This window comes from Lysinibacillus sp. NPDC093712 (assembly GCF_050280025.1).
In the GTDB taxonomy this organism is placed as follows: domain Bacteria; phylum Bacillota; class Bacilli; order Bacillales_A; family Planococcaceae; genus Lysinibacillus.
In genome coordinates this window covers 63,500-80,110 of the sequence record NZ_JBNNUU010000012.1, presented here as the reverse complement: position 1 = coordinate 80,110, position 16,611 = coordinate 63,500, and the positions used below count along the sequence as shown (strand labels likewise).

Here is a 16,611-nt window from a genome sequence, read left to right as displayed (position 1 = left end):
ACTGAATATTTGAAAAAAAAACCTTTTTGTGCTATAATTTAAATTTATAATTCGAAGTGATAGAATGAGATTCTCCTGGCCAGGGGAATCTTTTTTTATTGGAGTGTTTACTGTGAAAAATAATGAATCAAGTCTAACTTCTCTTGTTTCTGCATTTAGCCGAGCGTATCACGTGAAAGAAGATCGACCAATTATTTTCAATGATTATATCGCGCAAGATTTCCTTTTACCAGAAGAATTTCAAGCAATATCAACAAATATGGCTAATGGCATTGCTTATTTTAGTTCAAATATGGCTGAAAAGCTAAAAAATCAACAAGACGTAATATTAAAGTGGGTTACACAAATTCAACTCTCACCGACGCCACTTGCGAGAGCCGCATACGCAGAAAATGTTGTATTGCATGAATGCCAACTTGGTGCGGAGCAATACGTCATTTTAGGTGCAGGTTTAGATACGTTTGCTTGGCGTCACGACTCACTGACAAACGTTACTATATTTGAAGTAGATCACCCATCTACTCAACGTTTTAAAATAGAACGTTTACAGCAAGCAGGTCATACAATTCCGCCACATTTAAATTTTGTAGCAATGGATTTCATGAAGGAGCTTTCATTAGAAGCGTTAGTTGCAGCAGGATTTGATTCATCGAAGAAAACGGTATTTACTTTGCTTGGCGTCACGTACTATTTAACAAAAGATGTGTTCCGGCAATTGTTAAGCTTGTTTTTTAAAAACCTACCAAAAGGTAGTTCGATTATATTTGATTTTGCCGATGAGCGATTGTTTACAGAGGCTGGTATTTTCAATCGTGTACAAAACATGATACAGATGGCTAAAGCATCTGAAGAACAAATGAAATACGCAACTTCCATATTAGATTTAGAAATATTACTTTCGAAAGAACAATTGTTAGTTTATGAACACTTATCACCTCAAGAAATTCAAAATCAGTATTTTGCTAATCGAGATGATCATTTACAAGCGTTTGAAACGATTCACTATATACATGCAGTAAAAAATTAATTCCCACGTAGTCGTTGAAATCCTTACATGTATATTTTTAGGTAAGGATTATCAAAAGAAAGCGTTTCCTTCATTATATAGAAGAAAAGCTTGCTATCATTTTGAGACAATGGGGTATAAGTAAGAGCGAACCATTGAAAATGCCATCCTTTGTAGGGTGGCATTTTGCAATTTATCACCCAATTCTTTAATCAAATAACACAAACATAATGATTTTTGCCGCATATCATAATGGGAATAAGTATTCTCTCCATTATAAAGAAGTAATCAAGTACAGATAGCAGTGTAAAGGGTGCGAGCTGTAGGATTATATTTGAAGAAGGAGACGAGCTAGAGCTACCAGAAGATCATGTAGTATTCATGCCTTTGATGATATAGCTGAATTAAGCTAGTTGAAGCGAAATTTTTTACGATTATGTAATATATACGAAAAAATTTAATAAAAACCTTAACTATTTCCTTCGAAATCCGTATAATAAATCAAACAGTGCGAAAATTGTCCATTTTTCTATTGATAAATTGCGTGAATTTTTTAAATTGTATTGACGTAGAGAACGATAATTTGTACACTGTGTACATTCAATTGTTTTTTGGAGGAATACATTATTTTAAAAGGTTAGGATTTGATAGATATGATCGTATGTAAATTTGGTGGAACATCTGTAGCAAGTGCAGAACAAATACAAAAAGTAGCAAACATTGTAAAATCTAATCCGGCGCGCAAAATCGTAGCCGTTTCAGCACCGGGAAAACGTTCTGGTGATGATATAAAAGTAACTGATTTATTAATTGATTTAGCGAATGCGGCATTGAAAAATGAAAATACAGAAGAAAAATTACAGACAGTAGTGAACCGTTTCAAGTCTATAGCAGATGGTTTACAGCTGGATAATACTATTTGTGACGTAATCGCTGAAGACCTACGTGAACGTGTGCTTGGTGATGCTTCGAACGAAGAATTATTTATTGATAGCTTAAAAGCAGCTGGAGAAGATAACAACGCCAAGCTTATCGCTGCATATTTTAACTCTATCGGTATGTCTGCACGTTATGTAAGTCCTAAAGAAGGTTTGGTTGTCAATGATATACCTGAGCGTACGTTCGCATTACCTGAAGCATATTCAAATTTAGCGCTTTTAAAAGATACAAAAGAAGTTATTGTTTTCCCAGGTTTCTTCGGTTACACTAAAGCGGGCATATTGCGTACGTTTGATCGCGGTGGCTCGGATATTACAGGCTCTATTTTAGCAGCAGCTATTGAAGCGGAGCTCTATGAAAACTTTACGGATGTGGATTGTGTATTTTCCGCGAATCCGAAAGTCGTGAATGATCCAGTTGAAATTAAAGAAATTACGTATCGCGAAATGCGCGAATTATCCTATGCAGGTTTTTCTGTTTTCCATGATGAAGCATTAATGCCTGTTTATAAGATTGGGGTGCCAGTTAACATAAAAAATACAAATAACCCATCAGCCCCAGGTACTCGAATTGTACCGAGTCGTCCAGCTACAGGTCGCCCGGTAACAGGTATCTCGGCAGACAGTGGCTTTTCAACGTTATATGTGTCAAAATATTTAATGAACCGTGAAGTAGGGTTCGGTCGAAAACTTCTACAAATTTTAGAAGATGAGAATATTTCTTATGAGCATACTCCATCTGGTTTAGATGACATTTCAGTTATTATGCGATCTAATCAACTAACACCAGAAAATGAAGCGCGTATATTGACGCGTGTAAAAAATGAATTGCAAGCAGATGATGTCCAAATGCGTCATGGTTTCTCAATGATTGTCATTGTTGGGGAAGGTATGCGTAATAACACAGGTCTTGCGGCACGTGCAGCAACAGCGATTTCAAAAACTGGAGCAAATATTGAAATGATTAACCAAGGTTCGTCTGAAGTAAGTCTTGTATTCGGTGTACTACAAGAATATGAAAACCGAATTTTACAAGCGTTATATGGAGAATTTTTTGCACAAGTGCAAGCATGAGTGGACAATATACGATAGTTTTATCAAAAAACATTTATAAAATTATCTAAACATAAAAAGGAGCTGTCCCACTAAGCTATGAATTCATAGCTTAGTAGGCAGCTCTTTCATTTTATCGTGTTGCTTTCACAATGGATGATTTTAATGTTTTCTAACAATACTATAAGGAATAAAGTTTTCTTTTATGCAGTAATGCTGTAAAATCGAGTGCGTACATAGATAGGAGGGCATAATTTTGAAAAGTTTTTCAATGGGGATGATTTTGTCTGTTATAGGGATTTTATTTGTCTGTTTAACAATTATGGACATATTACCAGCATCAACGAAATCAATGAAAGTTATTTTTGTCGGTATTGGTTGGGTCTTTATTATTGCCGGATCAATTATTCGATTTAAAAATTTAAAACAAAAGCAATAAGAAAAATATCAAGAAAATGAATGTTGCAAACTACAAAGTTATGATACAATTTCAAAGAAAATAAATAATTTCAGTACGATGAAGTTGTTATTCTATACTATACAAAAAATTCAGAAGGTTCAAATTTGCAGTGTATTCATAATTAAAGAATGAACAGTACAAATTCTTCTTCGTAAGAATTTGTTTTTTTATTTGCCTCTATTCGTAGAAAGGGTTTTCCCGTTTTATAGAAGCTTCGGGTCACTATGTATAGGCGGAGATGTGGATAATCGACCTATTCCAAATTATATTTTAGGAGGTGAGTAGATGACGGTGATAGTACGTAAAGACAATATTAAAATAATGGAACAGTATGTTGCGATACAAACAGCAATTCCGATGAAAGTCGTATCCTCTGCAATGCATAATCCTGGCTTTGGCTTTTATACGCATCTGCTAAATCGCTCAGTGCCGATAACTTACGATGAACGAAAACCACATCAAGAGTTACAAAGTTTTTTGCAATTAGAGGGCTATCCTATTACCAATACCGTTGCGATGATGACAGCAGTTAATGCACGTTTTGCAACGATACGAGAATTTACATATGAGGGTATTCATCTTGTCGTGATGATTACGGCGGGACTTGGAAATGCAGTCGATATTACGCGTGCATTTCATCGACAAGAGCAGTATCACGCAGGAACCATTAATACTTGGGTACTGATTAATGGAAAACTATCTGATGAGGCATTGTTTCAAGCGATGATTTCAACAACAGAGGCAAAAGTTAAGGCACTTATAGATGAAAATATTACGGACCCTACAACGGGTACGCAAGCAACTGGTACGTCAACAGATAGCTTGCTAATTGCGTCTACAGAAGAGGGCGATTTCCATCAATATGCTGGCCCTATTACAATGTTAGGGAAAATTATTGGCCATGGTGTTTATGAAACGATGCGAGAGGCCATTCAAAAATATAAAAAAGAGAAGGAGGCGAATCCTCTATGATTTCACTAGTAATCGCCTGTATTATTGGCATACTATTTGATTTAGTTGTCGGGGATCCTCCAAAAATGCCACATCCTGTACGCTGGATAGGTAAGCTTATTCAAGCGCAAACCGCATTGTGGAATAAGGGCAATATGCGAAAGGTACGTGGCATGGTCATGGCGCTTGCTGTGGTGGGTACGACGATGTTTGTAGTAACGGTTATTTTAATACTCAGCTATCAAGTGAGCATTGTGTTTGGTATTCTAGTAGAGGGATTATTAATAGGTATTGGTTTGGCTCAACGCAGCTTAAAAGAAGCAGCATTAGCTGTTTATGAACCACTTGTAAAGGGAGATTTTGCACAAGCACGTGTGAAGTTATCGTGGATTGTCGGACGAGATACCGAGCAACTTGATGAGGATGAAATTGTTCGTGGCGTTGTAGAAACCGTGTCTGAAAATACAAGTGATGGCGTAACTGCGCCGCTCTTTTATGCATTTTTTTTTGGTGCCATTGGCTTATGGGGTTATAAGGCTGTAAATACACTGGACTCGATGATTGGCTATAAAAATGAAAAATACAAAGATTTTGGTATGTTTGCAGCAAAACTAGATGATGTATTGAATTTTATTCCAAGTCGTTTAACAGGATTAATGATGGTACTTGGAACAAAAAATGATACATCTGTGACGCTTGGCAATCGATTAAGACGTTGGGCACAGGATGCAAAAAAACATCCGAGTCCAAACAGTGGTTATTTGGAAGCAGCAACAGCGGTCCAGCTAGGAGTTCAACTAGGTGGAAAAAATACATATCAAGGAGTTGCATCATACAGAGCGACAATGGGTGAAAAATTAGTACCGTTAACGAAGGAGCATATTGCAACTTCTATTATTCATATGCGTGTAGCTACATTGCTCTTTACGCTCGTTATGTTAGCAATGGAGGTGTTAATTTTTGCAATTACCTAATCATGGAGCAAATCCGCAAAATGTCTATCATCAGCTCGGGCTAACTATGCCTACAGAAGTTTATGATTTTAGTGAAAACGTAAATGCTGCAGGACCGCCTACATTTGTTGAGGCACGTTGGCGCACATTTTATTCATTAATTCAGCGTTATCCAGATCCAGATGGAGAGCCTTTTTTAACAAAGGTGGCTCAATTTCATCACATTGAAAAAGATTCTATCGTTTTAGGTAATGGGGCATCAGAGTTATTTAGTGTTTTAGCAAGACGCTATGCAAATAAGCGTGTACTTGTCGTGCATCCGACATTTTCTGAATACGAGAGAACATTAAAAGCAGCAGGGGCGGACGTCGTGTCGATTGTTGTCGAGGACTTTGTTCAATATACATTACCGATGAAGCTTCTTTATCAAGAAATGGTTAATGCAGATGCATTATATATTTGTACACCTAATAATCCAACAGGTGTATTACCAAAGAAAGAGGAACTACTACGCTTAATAGCTTATGGAGCGGAAGTAGATTGTGAGCTCGTTTTTGATGAGGCATTTATCGATTGGGTTAGTGAAACACATTCGTTAATTGACTATGTTGCTAATAATGCGCATGTAATTGTCGTTCGATCTATGACAAAAATGTATGCAATACCTGGATTAAGACTAGGTTATTTAATAGCGAGTAAAACTATTATTTGTGAGTTGAAAGCAATGCTATCTCATTGGAATCTCAATGCATTTGCACTCGTTATTGGAGCAGGTTGTTTGGATGAACATGAATACTGTCAACAAGCAATTAGTTATGCAACGAAACAACGGGAATGGTTACAACAGTTTTTAACAGAAAATGGATGCTTGGTGACGAATAGTGTTACGAATTATGTTTGTTTTTCATTGCCTAAAAATATGCAAGCAGATACATTTTTTAGTTATTGTTTAGCTGAAGGAGTTGTGCTGCGGCATACAAAAAACTTTATGGGGTTAAATGGGGCATGGTTCCGCATTGGAATAAAGGATGTAACGGCGATGACCTATTTACAAAACTGTTTACAAGCGTGGTTTAATGCAAATAAGGGGTGAGAAAAGTGACGACTTTTTATCTAGTTCGACATGGGGAAACAGTATGGAATAAAGAACATCGATTACAAGGGTGGTTAGACTCACCGTTGTCAGAAATGGGCATTTTGCATGCCCAAAAACTTGCAGAACAATTAAAAGATATTCCGTTTGCAGTTGCGTATAGTAGTACCAGTGACCGTGCGAAAGAAACAGCGCGCTATTTAACAGCTGGTCGGACGCTTGCGATTCACTACGAAGACGATTTACGTGAGATTTTTTTAGGAAATTGGCAAGGGCAAACTGTTAAGGATATTATGGAAACAAATCGATTTGACTATGAGCTGTATACGAATTATCCTGCACAATTCGTCGCGACGCATACCGAAAGCTTTGGTGCAGTGACAGAACGAGCTATGTATACGTTAAAAAATATTGCGAAAATCTATCCACATGAACATATTTTAGTTGTGTCACATGCTGTTACGATTAAATGCATTATTAATGCAATATTAGGTCGTGGAATTGATCAGCTATGGTCAGCACCATACATCGAAGGAACTAGTGTAACAATCGTGGACCGATTAGAAGAAAGTTGGCATATCAAGGTAATTGGTAGCACACAACATTTACAATAGAGAGGTGAGAACAGTGCCGCTAATTTTTATTTCAGGTGGTGTCCGCAGTGGTAAGTCTCACTTTGCCGAAAAAGCAGCTATTCTGCACTACCAAAATAATTATTTATTGGATAAACGACTTATTTATATAGCTTCTGGTGTTGCAATGGACATTGAAATGGAAAAACGAATAGCTCGACACCAGTCTGATCGACTAAAACAAGCGATTGCGTGGCATACGATTGAAGCCCCATATGAAATACAGAATGTTTTCAATAACATAGTTGATGGCGATGTCGTACTTTGGGACTGTGTAACGACTTGGCTGACAAATGCTTTTTATGAGGGGTTTGAACGTGGCACACCTTGTGTGGAAAAGCCTGGTTGTTTAGAAGAAAAGCTGAGAATTATGAAAAGTTCAGTGCAAACGTTACTTGACAAAAGGGTGACGCTTTTTGTCGTTTCCAATGAACTTTTTGATGAGCCTCCATATGTTAATGAAGAGGTCGAATTGTACCGTCAAATGCTCGGTAGATTACATCAATGGTTCGTTTCTGTCGCACATGAGGCATATGAGATAAATTATGGTATCGTAAAGAAATGGAAATAAGTGAGTTATTATATGGAAGTATAAAGCAGCAAATAACTTAGTTAAGAAATTTCTATATTAATTTGATGTAAGATAATTGAAGATAACTTAAAAGAAAGAAGGCAAGGCAATGAAAACTATTTGGCATAGCATATTGCTCGCATTTCAATTTTTTACGGTTTTGCCTGTACATAAAGAGATTCCTCTATCTAAAAAAACAATTACCGGAATGTTCGCCTTTTTACCATGGATTGGTGCGCTTATGGGAGCTGTCGTTGCAGCGACAATCTTTAGTTTAACAGAATGGACATCTAGTAGTGATGTTCTATTAACATTTTTGATTGTAGGACTGTTTGCGTTTTTTACAGGGGGCTTGCATTTAGACGGCTTTATCGATATGGGTGATGCCTACTTTTCGTACCGAGATCGTGAAAAGCGTCTTGAAATTTTGGATGACCCTCGGGTAGGAGCATTTGGTGTTTTGTCTGTCTTATTTCTAGTGTTAGGAAAATTCGTTGTCCTTCATGAACTTTTTGTACAGAACAAACTATCATTGTGGATGCTCGTTTTTATACCTTTATTGACACGTGTAGGGATGAGCTTCTATTTTCTATCTTTAAAGTGCTCAAAGGAAAAAGGTTTAGCCTATTTTTTTAAAACACAACTGAACCATCGTGTATTGGCCAGTTTAATGATAATGACGCTTGTATTTGCAAGTTGTTGCGTATTTTTTGTAATAGGCTTTTCAAGTTTGCCATTCGTGCTCATTGCTGTTCTTGTCACTGCCTTTTTATTGTTTCGTCAATTTACAGTGCGCAATTTTGGCGGTGTATCAGGTGACTTGCTTGGAGCTTCAATTGAAGGAATGGAGGTTGTGCTATGGGTGACATTGTTACTGTTCGCTTAATGAGACATGCACCAACTAAAGAAAATTTGGAAAAGCGTTATATTGGCTGGACAGATTCTCCATTAGCAAATGCTGAAGCGCTTCCTATACTTAATGAAGCTGTAAAAAAGGTATATGGCAGTGATTTGTGTCGGTGTCAAGAAACGGCTTCTCGTTATTTTCCACATGCTAGCTATATTGCAGATGCAAGATTTCGGGAGTCTAATTTTGGTGATTTTGAATGTAAAACATATGATGAATTAAAGTCGGACATACGTTACTGTACATGGCTAGATGACCCGACTAGCATATCACCACCAAACGGAGAACATTTTGAGTTGTTTTATGATCGGGTGATTGCTGGATTTTTAGCATTGCCAAAAGATGAACACGATTATTATCTCGTCTTGCATGGTGGAGTTGTACGAGCATTACTTGTAGCATTTGCGCCACAGCAAAAGTCTTTCTGGTCGTATCAAGTACCGCATGATCGGGTATTTACGTTAACATTTTCCAAAGCGGCTTGGAAGGAGGGAGCAAGATGCATGTCTTTATCGGAGGGGCCTATAACGGAAAAACCGCCTATGTGACTCAATTGCTTGAGGAGCAGGAAGTGGCGTTGATGAATGGGGTTATTCCAGAGGTTGCACCTGCATGTGATGCGCTAATTATTAAAAACCTTGAACACTGGCTGATAAAGCAAAATCTTGAGGAAGATGAAGTGATTGTCAAAAATATTATGGCGAAGCTTAAAATTCTTGAAGAAAGCTGTCAGTTGTATATTATTGTTACAGATGTTGGACGTGGTGTAGTGCCAATGGAAAAACAGACACGGCTATTGCGTGACACTTGTGGTCGTTTGTATCAGGCGTTATTTGCAGAAGCAAAACAAGTTGACCGTATTTGGTATGGCATTGCAGAACGTATAAAATAATCAAAAGATTAAATACAATTCCCGAGAGGGGCATTCACTATTTTTAGAAAAGGGGAAATGGAATGGATCGACAAAAATTAATGAGTATAACACTAACTGCCATGGTGGCGGCGATTTGTGCTGTTGGTGCAGTCATTAAAATCCCGTCATTTGTATCAACGGCGGCATTAGACTCAGCACCAGCATTTTTGAGTGTTGTGTTCTTATCTCCTGTTTTAGCAGGAGTAGCGGGGTTAATCGGTCATGTTATTACAGCGATGACTTCTGGTTTTCCATATGGGCCCTTGCATATTATTATTGCTATTGAAATGTTTATTGTCGTGTGGATATTTGGTGTAATGCATAAAAGAGGCATGCATTTTTGGAAATGGCCAGTAGCACTTTTACTAAATGGTGTCATTGCACCAATCCCTTTTTATTTCATTATAAGCCCAGCGTTTTTCTGGGGTTCATTAGCTAGTATTTTTATGGCGACAGTCATCAATCTTATTATTGTCGCTGTTGTAATGCCGATTCTTTCGAAAGTGTTTGTCCGAAAGGAGGGGCGCGTGAATTGAGAAATGCAGTAAATGTTGGGGAACTTATTGCCACAACTGACAATGCAGCAGCGATTGGTGAAAAACCACAAGATATCGTATTTGCTCCCGATAAGTTAACAGCATATTTAACAGCGCGTGTTACTTTTTTAGAGCAGCTTGCAGCAGGAGCGATACCTATGCATATAATTCTTGCTAACTTTTCGGGCGATGCATCATGGACGCGCTATGTCGCGGGAATTGGACAAGTTTTTGAAGAAGTAGGGCTACTCTGTCCTCCAATAGATGGTAGTTCAGAATCCAACATGCCTACATTGCAATCTGGATTATCTATTACAATGCTAGGTGAGATACAACAAAGATTACCGTTTGATCGTGATAATCTAAGTTGGTACACGTATGGGCTACCACTTGTAGGTAAAGAGGTGCTTGAACAACCCGAAGATGTTGCTCAGCTTCAGCCGATATTTCGTGCATGGCGTGAAGAAATTGTGCAACAAGTTTGGCCGGTAGGGTCACAAGGACTACAAGCAGAATTTTCACGTCTTTTTGGTCATCACCAAGTAAAAAGTTCATTAAATATCGAAAAATCAGCAGGACCCTGCGCAGTTATGTTATTAGGTATCAATCCAGAAAAAGAGCAATTGGCGCAAAAATTGTTTACTCGAAATTTTGAGAAGTGCCAGTCACTCAAACAATTCTGAAAACTCGTAGTCAGTTAGTTTTAATTTGTAAATTAAAATCGAGGAAGTCTCCTGCGGGTACGCACAAAATGCAAAGCCGCAACCCGTACAGTAGCGAGGGTTGCGGCAATGTACTTCGCGTAAAGTGAAATGGATTTTTACGCTACAGAAGCCTGTTTGAGTATACTATTATACAAATATTTTTAAGTTCTGCGCATATAAGCACGAACTGTTATTGGTGCGAAAATTGCTACAATAACTGCAGCACCGATAAGGGACGCACTTAAATCCCAACCGACTGTTCCATTATTAGTTAGTTCTCTAACTGCAGTGACTAAATGCGATATAGGATTGATCTTCACAAACCATTGCAAGAAGTTCGGTAATGTTTCAGCTGGTACAAATGCGTTCGACAGAAACGTCAGCGGAAACAATACGAGCATTGAAATCCCCTGTACACTGGAGGCAGTTCGTGCAATTACACCAAAGAAGGCAAAAATCCAACTTATAGCCCAAGCACAAACAATGACAAGAAGACCTGCAAGCACAACAAAACCTAAACCGCCTTCTGGACGATATCCCATGATATAACCCATTGAAAAGGTTAAGACAGTTGCAATTGTATATCGAATCGTATCAGCTAATAACGCACCAGCCAATGGTGCAATACGTGCAATCGGTAAAGATTTAAACCTGTCAAAAACCCCTTTATCCATATCTTCTCGTAATTGAACACCAGTAACGATTGAGGTCGTAATAACTGTTTGAACTAAAATGCCAGGAATAATAACTGGCAAATAACTTTGAACGTCACCAGAGATGGCACCACCAAAAATATACGTAAACATTAAAGTGAAAATAATAGGCTGTAGTGTTACATCAAACAATTGCTCAGGTGTGCGTCTGATTTTCAAAATGCCGCGATAAGCCATTGTTAATGAATTATTTATTGATTGACGTAAGCTCGTTCTGTTGGGTAGCTGGCGTCCGCTATGTTGTTTTATCATTGAATTTTTCATCGTTTTGCATCTCCTACCTCATTAGCCTCTGAAAAAGCATTGTCCTGAACTCCATGGCCAGTAATTGTTAGAAATACCTCATCTAATGTTGGCTTTTGCACACTCATTTCGTCTAATAAGATGCCTTTTTGTCTGAGCGCAATCAGTAAATCTGTAACGAGGTCCGCATTCGTCATTGGGGCTGTTATCTTTCCGATATTAGAAGTCATCGTTGAAGGAACTTTTAGTACATGTTCAATTATTTGACGAGCATCACTAATATCGTTTGGATTTTGAATGCTTAAATGCAGTGATGAAGTACCGACTGACGCTTTTAGTTCATCAACAGTTCCTTCAGCAACTACTCGACCATGATCAATAACAGCTATTCTGTCCGCAAGTTCATCGGCTTCTTGAAGGTACTGGGTTGTTAAAAGTACAGTTGAGCCCATATCGACCAATCGACGAATGGTATCCCACATTTGATTACGTGTTCGTGGATCTAATCCAGTCGTCGGTTCATCTAAGAAAATTAATGGAGGCTGAGCGATGAGACTTGCTGCTAAATCTAATCTTCGGCGCATACCTCCAGAGAAATTTTTCAGTGGACGTTTTGCAGCATCTGTTAAACCAAATTCTTCTAACAGTTCGGCCGCTTTTTTCCGTGCATCAGCACGCCCTAATCCAAGTAGGCGAGAGAAGATAATTAAATTTTCTGTAGCACTAAGCGACTCATCTACTGAAGCATATTGACCTGTCACCCCGATCAATTGACGAACAATATGTGGTTCCTTCACCACATCATAGCCGAAGATGCGTGTTGAACCAGCATCCGCGCGTAAAAGGGTTGCGAGCATTCTAATTGTTGTTGTTTTGCCTGCGCCATTTGGACCAAGCACACCGTATATACTGCCAGCGCGTACATTTAAATCTACATTGTCAACAGCACGATGATCGCCAAAATTTTTAACTAAACCCTTTGCCTCGATGGCCCATTCTGGATTGCGCAATATTCCTTCTCTGTTGTTCATTTCTTTCAAAATTATTCCTCCTTACATACGTCTTCATAAATGTTGCATTGTAATGCATTTTCATAGCAAATGACTTTTTTTAGCTATCATTTTAGAAAAATGTTCATAAACGGATAATACATTAAATTTATGAACTGAATATTAACTGAGAAATAATATTGAAGATTATTATTTTTGTAATTTTTTTTGCTTCAGAGGGTGATGTAAAGAAAGGGTGTAACGTTTATTTATTTTAAGCAGAGTAATATATTACGTGACTCGAAAAATTATGTGCCAATTGGGAATGATTTTCAGTTATAATGAATATCGAATGTGATTTACAAGGAACGGAGACGAAAGAATGCAGGCAGTTAGACAGTTAGGGCGTTTTTTAGGGCCCTATAAATTTTTTACGTTGATTGCACCGATTTTAATGGTGCTTGAGGTAACGATGGATTTAATCCAGCCAACCATTATGCAACATATGATTGATACGGGAATTGCAAATAATGACAATCTGTATGTATTTAAAATGTTTTTATTTATGCTTATGAGTGCCGTCCTTGGATTAGTAGGGGGGCTTGGATGCTCAATTTATAGCTCCAAAGCAGCCATTCACTTTGCCTCAGATGTACGTCAGTCATTATATGAGAAAATGATGACGTATTCGGCAAAGGAAAGAGATGCGTTTACTACTGGAAAGCTAATTACGATTTTAACAAGTGATGTGGAAAGCATCCAGCGTGCGTTTATGATGACGCTACGTATATTTGTGCGTGGACCGTTATTATTTATTGGTGCTGTTGTCATCGTGTTTGTGACGGCTCGCGAGTTATTTTCAATATTGCTCGTAATTGTGCCGATTTTAATTATCGCAATGTATTTTTTCACTAAGTATTCTGGTGTTTTATATCGTAAAGTACAAGAGGCAATTGACGGCGTTAATACTAAGCTACAGGAGAATTTAGCAGGTATTCGTGTAGTTAAGGCTTTTCGTCGTGAAAAGCATCAAGTAGAGCAATTCGCGGGACTTAATGACACACTTACGAAACGTTTTATTACAGCAGAACAAATTGTAGGTGTACTCGTACCATTTACAATGTTTGTAGTGAACCTCGGAATTGTTGCTGCGCTTTGGCTTGGTGCAATTAAAGTTGAAGCAGGCACGTTGCAAGTCGGTGTAATACTTGCTTTTATTAACTATTTAACGATTATTTTAAATGGCCTTATGTCTTCTAGTATGGTCTTAATGCAAATTGCTCGTGCACTTCCATCAGGAGAGCGTATTGTCGACGTTCTAAACAAGGAAGTAGCGGTGCAAGAAGCAGCGCAGCCGATCACTTCGTCAATTCAAGGAACAATCGACTTTCAAAATGTGAGCTACCGTTATTATGAAACGTCAGAAGATGTGCTGAAAAATATTACTTTTTCTGTAAAGGCGGGTCAAACCGTAGGGCTAATTGGTAAAACGGGTAGTGGTAAATCGACACTTGTAAAGCTATTACCACGTCTTTTTGACCCGACTAGTGGTACTATTGTGCTGGATGGCAAGCCGCTCAATCAATATGCATTGAACACGCTACGTGAACATATCGGCTTTACCTCTCAAAAAGCCTTACTTTTTTCTGGACCAATCGAAAAAAATATACGACTTGGTAAGGAAGAAGCGACAAATGAGGAATTACAACAGGCTCTGGATGCAGCCTGTGCATCTGAATTTGTTGATAAGCTTGAACAAGGACTGGCGCATGAGCTATCACAGGGTGCAACGAATCTATCGGGTGGCCAAAAGCAACGATTAGCACTTACACGGGCATTTGTAAGAAAGCCAGCAATTTTAGTATTAGACGATACAACCTCCGCCCTTGACAGTGCATCTGAAAAGCATGTACAGCAGGCAATTAGCGAACATTTTCAAGAAACGACAACATTTATCGTCGCGTCGAAAATTACTTCCATACAACAGGCAGATCTTATTTTAGTGTTAGAGGATGGGCAAATTGTTGGTCAAGGTACGCATCAGCAATTATTACAAAGTAACCAACCTTACCAAGCAATCTACGCTTCACAGCAAAAGGCTGGTGAACAACAATGAGTCAAAATCAACCAAAGCAAATGAATTTTGGACGTGGGCCACGTATGGGTGGACCTGCTGAAAAGGCAAAAAACCAAAAAAACACAATATTACGTGTATGGCAATATGTCAGACAACAAAAAGTAGGGCTGTTCTTTTCGATATTTTTCGTCATCGCCTCTACATTTTTAAGCTTGGCAGGACCTTATTTGATCGGGCATATTGTTGATGATTATATTATGAAAAAACAAGTCGCTGGTACGATTCGACTTGGTATTGTGCTAGCCTGTATTTTTACGGTAGCATCGATTTTCACTTGGCTACAAACCTACGTCATGATTCAAGTGGCGATGAAGACAATACGTACATTACGCCTTGAACTATTTAAAAAACTTCAAACATTAACACTGAAATTTTTCGATCAACGTGCACTTGGTGATTTAATGAGCCGTGTAACAAACGATATTGATAACTTAAATACAGCATTAGCGCAAAGTGTGACGCAAATCGTATCTTCCATTTTAACAGTAATCGGTGTTAGCATTGCGATGTTCTCACTCAGCTGGCAGTTAGCCATTGTGACACTAATTATTATTCCTTTAATTGTTTTCACAACAAAGCAAATTGTCAAACGTAGTAGTAAAAACTATGCGGCTCGTCAACGTGACTTAGGAAAACTGAATGGAACGATTGAAGAAATGATTACGGGAGCGGAAGTACTTACACTTTTCGGTAAAGAACAACAAACGATTGAATCTTTCCGTAAACAAAATAACAACCTACGCGACTCAGCACAACGCGCAGAAATTACTTCAGGCTTATTAGGACCAATCAATAACTTTATGAATAACTTAGGGCTAGCAGTCGTAATCGGTACTGGGGCATTTTTAGCGGTGAAAGGGGTAGTGACCATCGGGATAATCGCTGCATTTGTCACATACACTCGTCAATTTTTCCGTCCGCTGAATCAGCTGTCGAATTTATTGAATACTTTCCAATCGGCGATTGCGGGGGCAGAACGAGTATTTGAAATTTTAGACGAACCATCGGAAGTAGCGGATAAAAAGGATGCAATTGATAGTCAAAGCTTAAAAGGGGAAGTCGCATTTCAAAACGTCTCCTTTAGCTATTTGCCAAATCAGCCAATACTAAAAAATATTAATTTCCATGTTAAGGCAGGAGACACCATTGCACTTGTTGGTCCAACTGGCTCAGGGAAAACGACGATTATTAACCTACTAACGCGTTTTTATGATGTGGATGCAGGTGAGATTCTTATTGATGGTCATAATATCGAGGACTATAAAATGGCAACAATTCGTAAGCGTGTTGGTGTCGTGTTACAAGATACTTATTTATTCACTGGTACTATTCGCGAAAATATTCGCTTTGGCAAGCTAGATGCTTCTGATGTAGAGGTGGAAGAAGCGGCTAAAATTGCGAATGCGCATAATTTTATTAAATACTTACCAGCGCAATATGATACAGCTGTACAGGCGGGTGGAGCTAATTTAAGTCAAGGGCAACGACAGCTAATAGCTATTGCTCGTGCCATTTTAGAGAATGCTGATATTTTAATATTAGATGAAGCGACATCTAGCGTAGATACGCAAACAGAGGTCGATATTCAAAAAGGATTACAGCATTTAATGCGTGGTCGTACTAGCTTTGTTATTGCACACCGTCTAAAAACAATTGAAAATGCCGATCAAATTTTAGTTATTCAACAAGGAGAAATTGTTGAGCAAGGTAGCCATCGGCAACTTATGCAAAAACAAGGAATATATAGAAACCTACAGCAAAAGCTACTTTTAGAAAAAGATGAGCTAAGCTTATAAAACATTTAAAGTTTCA

17 protein-coding genes are annotated in these 16,611 nt (G+C 38.2%); 15 read left to right on the top strand and 2 right to left on the bottom strand.

Annotation, left to right across the window (positions count from 1 at the left end):
* Window positions 1–112: 112 nt before the first annotated feature.
* From ACQKNX_RS24125 to ACQKNX_RS24065, 13 genes are all read left to right on the top strand, one after another.
* Window positions 113–1,027 carry a class I SAM-dependent methyltransferase gene (locus tag ACQKNX_RS24125; RefSeq protein ID WP_427431092.1) on the top strand — a complete coding sequence of 305 codons (915 nt, stop codon included), beginning with the start codon at window positions 113–115 and terminating at the stop codon, window positions 1,025–1,027.
* A gap of 632 nt (window positions 1,028–1,659) precedes the next feature.
* Entirely contained in the window at window positions 1,660–3,018 is a 1,359-nt protein-coding gene (locus tag ACQKNX_RS24120; protein WP_427431091.1) for an aspartate kinase, read from the top strand.
* Window positions 3,019–3,253: 235 nt separating this feature from the next.
* Complete coding sequence (locus tag ACQKNX_RS24115; RefSeq protein ID WP_427431090.1) at window positions 3,254–3,436, top strand: hypothetical protein; 183 nt, start codon at window positions 3,254–3,256, stop codon at window positions 3,434–3,436.
* Between the two features lie 306 nt (window positions 3,437–3,742).
* Window positions 3,743–4,429, top strand: coding sequence for an adenosylcobinamide amidohydrolase (locus ACQKNX_RS24110; RefSeq protein WP_427431089.1), 687 nt, complete (start codon window positions 3,743–3,745; stop codon window positions 4,427–4,429).
* The gene (gene cbiB, locus ACQKNX_RS24105; protein WP_427431088.1) at window positions 4,426–5,382 is read left to right on the top strand and encodes an adenosylcobinamide-phosphate synthase CbiB; all 957 of its coding nucleotides are present in this window, start codon (window positions 4,426–4,428) and stop codon (window positions 5,380–5,382) included. The genes ACQKNX_RS24110 and cbiB overlap by 4 nt, the downstream gene beginning before the upstream one ends.
* The gene (locus ACQKNX_RS24100; RefSeq protein WP_427431087.1) at window positions 5,369–6,454 is read left to right on the top strand and encodes a pyridoxal phosphate-dependent aminotransferase; all 1,086 of its coding nucleotides are present in this window, start codon (window positions 5,369–5,371) and stop codon (window positions 6,452–6,454) included. Before cbiB ends, ACQKNX_RS24100 begins: the two co-directional genes overlap by 14 nt.
* Before the next feature lie 5 nt (window positions 6,455–6,459).
* Window positions 6,460–7,068, top strand: coding sequence for a histidine phosphatase family protein (locus ACQKNX_RS24095; RefSeq protein WP_427431086.1), 609 nt, complete (start codon window positions 6,460–6,462; stop codon window positions 7,066–7,068).
* Between the two features lie 13 nt (window positions 7,069–7,081).
* Window positions 7,082–7,657 carry a bifunctional adenosylcobinamide kinase/adenosylcobinamide-phosphate guanylyltransferase gene (locus tag ACQKNX_RS24090; RefSeq protein ID WP_427431085.1) on the top strand — a complete coding sequence of 192 codons (576 nt, stop codon included), beginning with the start codon at window positions 7,082–7,084 and terminating at the stop codon, window positions 7,655–7,657.
* Window positions 7,658–7,766: 109 nt separating this feature from the next.
* A complete protein-coding gene (cobS, locus tag ACQKNX_RS24085) occupies window positions 7,767–8,543 on the top strand; it encodes an adenosylcobinamide-GDP ribazoletransferase (protein WP_427431084.1) in 777 nt (258 codons plus the stop codon).
* Entirely contained in the window at window positions 8,516–9,112 is a 597-nt protein-coding gene (locus tag ACQKNX_RS24080) for a histidine phosphatase family protein (RefSeq protein ID WP_427431083.1), read from the top strand. Before cobS ends, ACQKNX_RS24080 begins: the two co-directional genes overlap by 28 nt.
* Entirely contained in the window at window positions 9,064–9,456 is a 393-nt protein-coding gene (locus ACQKNX_RS24075; RefSeq protein WP_427431082.1) for a bifunctional adenosylcobinamide kinase/adenosylcobinamide-phosphate guanylyltransferase, read from the top strand. Before ACQKNX_RS24080 ends, ACQKNX_RS24075 begins: the two co-directional genes overlap by 49 nt.
* Before the next feature lie 62 nt (window positions 9,457–9,518).
* Window positions 9,519–10,013 (top strand): ECF transporter S component, encoded by a 495-nt coding sequence (locus ACQKNX_RS24070; RefSeq protein ID WP_427431081.1) that lies wholly within the window; start codon window positions 9,519–9,521, stop codon window positions 10,011–10,013.
* A complete protein-coding gene (locus tag ACQKNX_RS24065) occupies window positions 10,010–10,696 on the top strand; it encodes a hypothetical protein (RefSeq protein ID WP_427431080.1) in 687 nt (228 codons plus the stop codon). Before ACQKNX_RS24070 ends, ACQKNX_RS24065 begins: the two co-directional genes overlap by 4 nt.
* A gap of 182 nt (window positions 10,697–10,878) precedes the next feature.
* Here ACQKNX_RS24065 and ACQKNX_RS24060 read toward each other — a convergent pair whose 3' ends face one another.
* Together ACQKNX_RS24060 and ACQKNX_RS24055 are read right to left on the bottom strand one after the other, a co-directional pair.
* Complete coding sequence (locus tag ACQKNX_RS24060; RefSeq protein ID WP_427431079.1) at window positions 10,879–11,694, bottom strand: ABC transporter permease; 816 nt, start codon at window positions 11,692–11,694, stop codon at window positions 10,879–10,881.
* Window positions 11,691–12,704: an ATP-binding cassette domain-containing protein gene (locus tag ACQKNX_RS24055; RefSeq protein ID WP_427431107.1), complete on the bottom strand. Its 1,014-nt coding sequence runs from the start codon at window positions 12,702–12,704 to the stop codon at window positions 11,691–11,693. Before ACQKNX_RS24055 ends, ACQKNX_RS24060 begins: the two co-directional genes overlap by 4 nt.
* Before the next feature lie 340 nt (window positions 12,705–13,044).
* Between ACQKNX_RS24055 and ACQKNX_RS24050 the strand changes: the two genes are divergently transcribed.
* On the top strand, window positions 13,045–14,778 hold the full coding sequence (locus ACQKNX_RS24050; RefSeq protein ID WP_427431078.1) for an ABC transporter ATP-binding protein: 1,734 nt from the start codon (window positions 13,045–13,047) through the stop codon (window positions 14,776–14,778).
* A complete protein-coding gene (locus ACQKNX_RS24045) occupies window positions 14,775–16,595 on the top strand; it encodes an ABC transporter ATP-binding protein (protein WP_427431077.1) in 1,821 nt (606 codons plus the stop codon). Before ACQKNX_RS24050 ends, ACQKNX_RS24045 begins: the two co-directional genes overlap by 4 nt.
* The last annotated feature ends 16 nt before the right edge of the window (window positions 16,596–16,611 follow it).

Coding starts and splice junctions, on each gene's coding strand:
- ACQKNX_RS24045 (WP_427431077.1), top strand. CDS start 14,775: ATGAGTCAAAATCAACCAAAGCAAATGAATTTTGGACGTGGGCCACGT.
- ACQKNX_RS24060 (WP_427431079.1), bottom strand. CDS start 11,694: ATGAAAAATTCAATGATAAAACAACATAGCGGACGCCAGCTACCCAAC.
- ACQKNX_RS24055 (WP_427431107.1), bottom strand. CDS start 12,704: ATGAACAACAGAGAAGGAATATTGCGCAATCCAGAATGGGCCATCGAG.
- cbiB (WP_427431088.1), top strand. CDS start 4,426: ATGATTTCACTAGTAATCGCCTGTATTATTGGCATACTATTTGATTTA.
- ACQKNX_RS24070 (WP_427431081.1), top strand. CDS start 9,519: ATGGATCGACAAAAATTAATGAGTATAACACTAACTGCCATGGTGGCG.
- ACQKNX_RS24075 (WP_427431082.1), top strand. CDS start 9,064: ATGCATGTCTTTATCGGAGGGGCCTATAACGGAAAAACCGCCTATGTG.
- ACQKNX_RS24120 (WP_427431091.1), top strand. CDS start 1,660: ATGATCGTATGTAAATTTGGTGGAACATCTGTAGCAAGTGCAGAACAA.
- cobS (WP_427431084.1), top strand. CDS start 7,767: ATGAAAACTATTTGGCATAGCATATTGCTCGCATTTCAATTTTTTACG.
- ACQKNX_RS24110 (WP_427431089.1), top strand. CDS start 3,743: ATGACGGTGATAGTACGTAAAGACAATATTAAAATAATGGAACAGTAT.
- ACQKNX_RS24050 (WP_427431078.1), top strand. CDS start 13,045: ATGCAGGCAGTTAGACAGTTAGGGCGTTTTTTAGGGCCCTATAAATTT.
- ACQKNX_RS24080 (WP_427431083.1), top strand. CDS start 8,516: ATGGGTGACATTGTTACTGTTCGCTTAATGAGACATGCACCAACTAAA.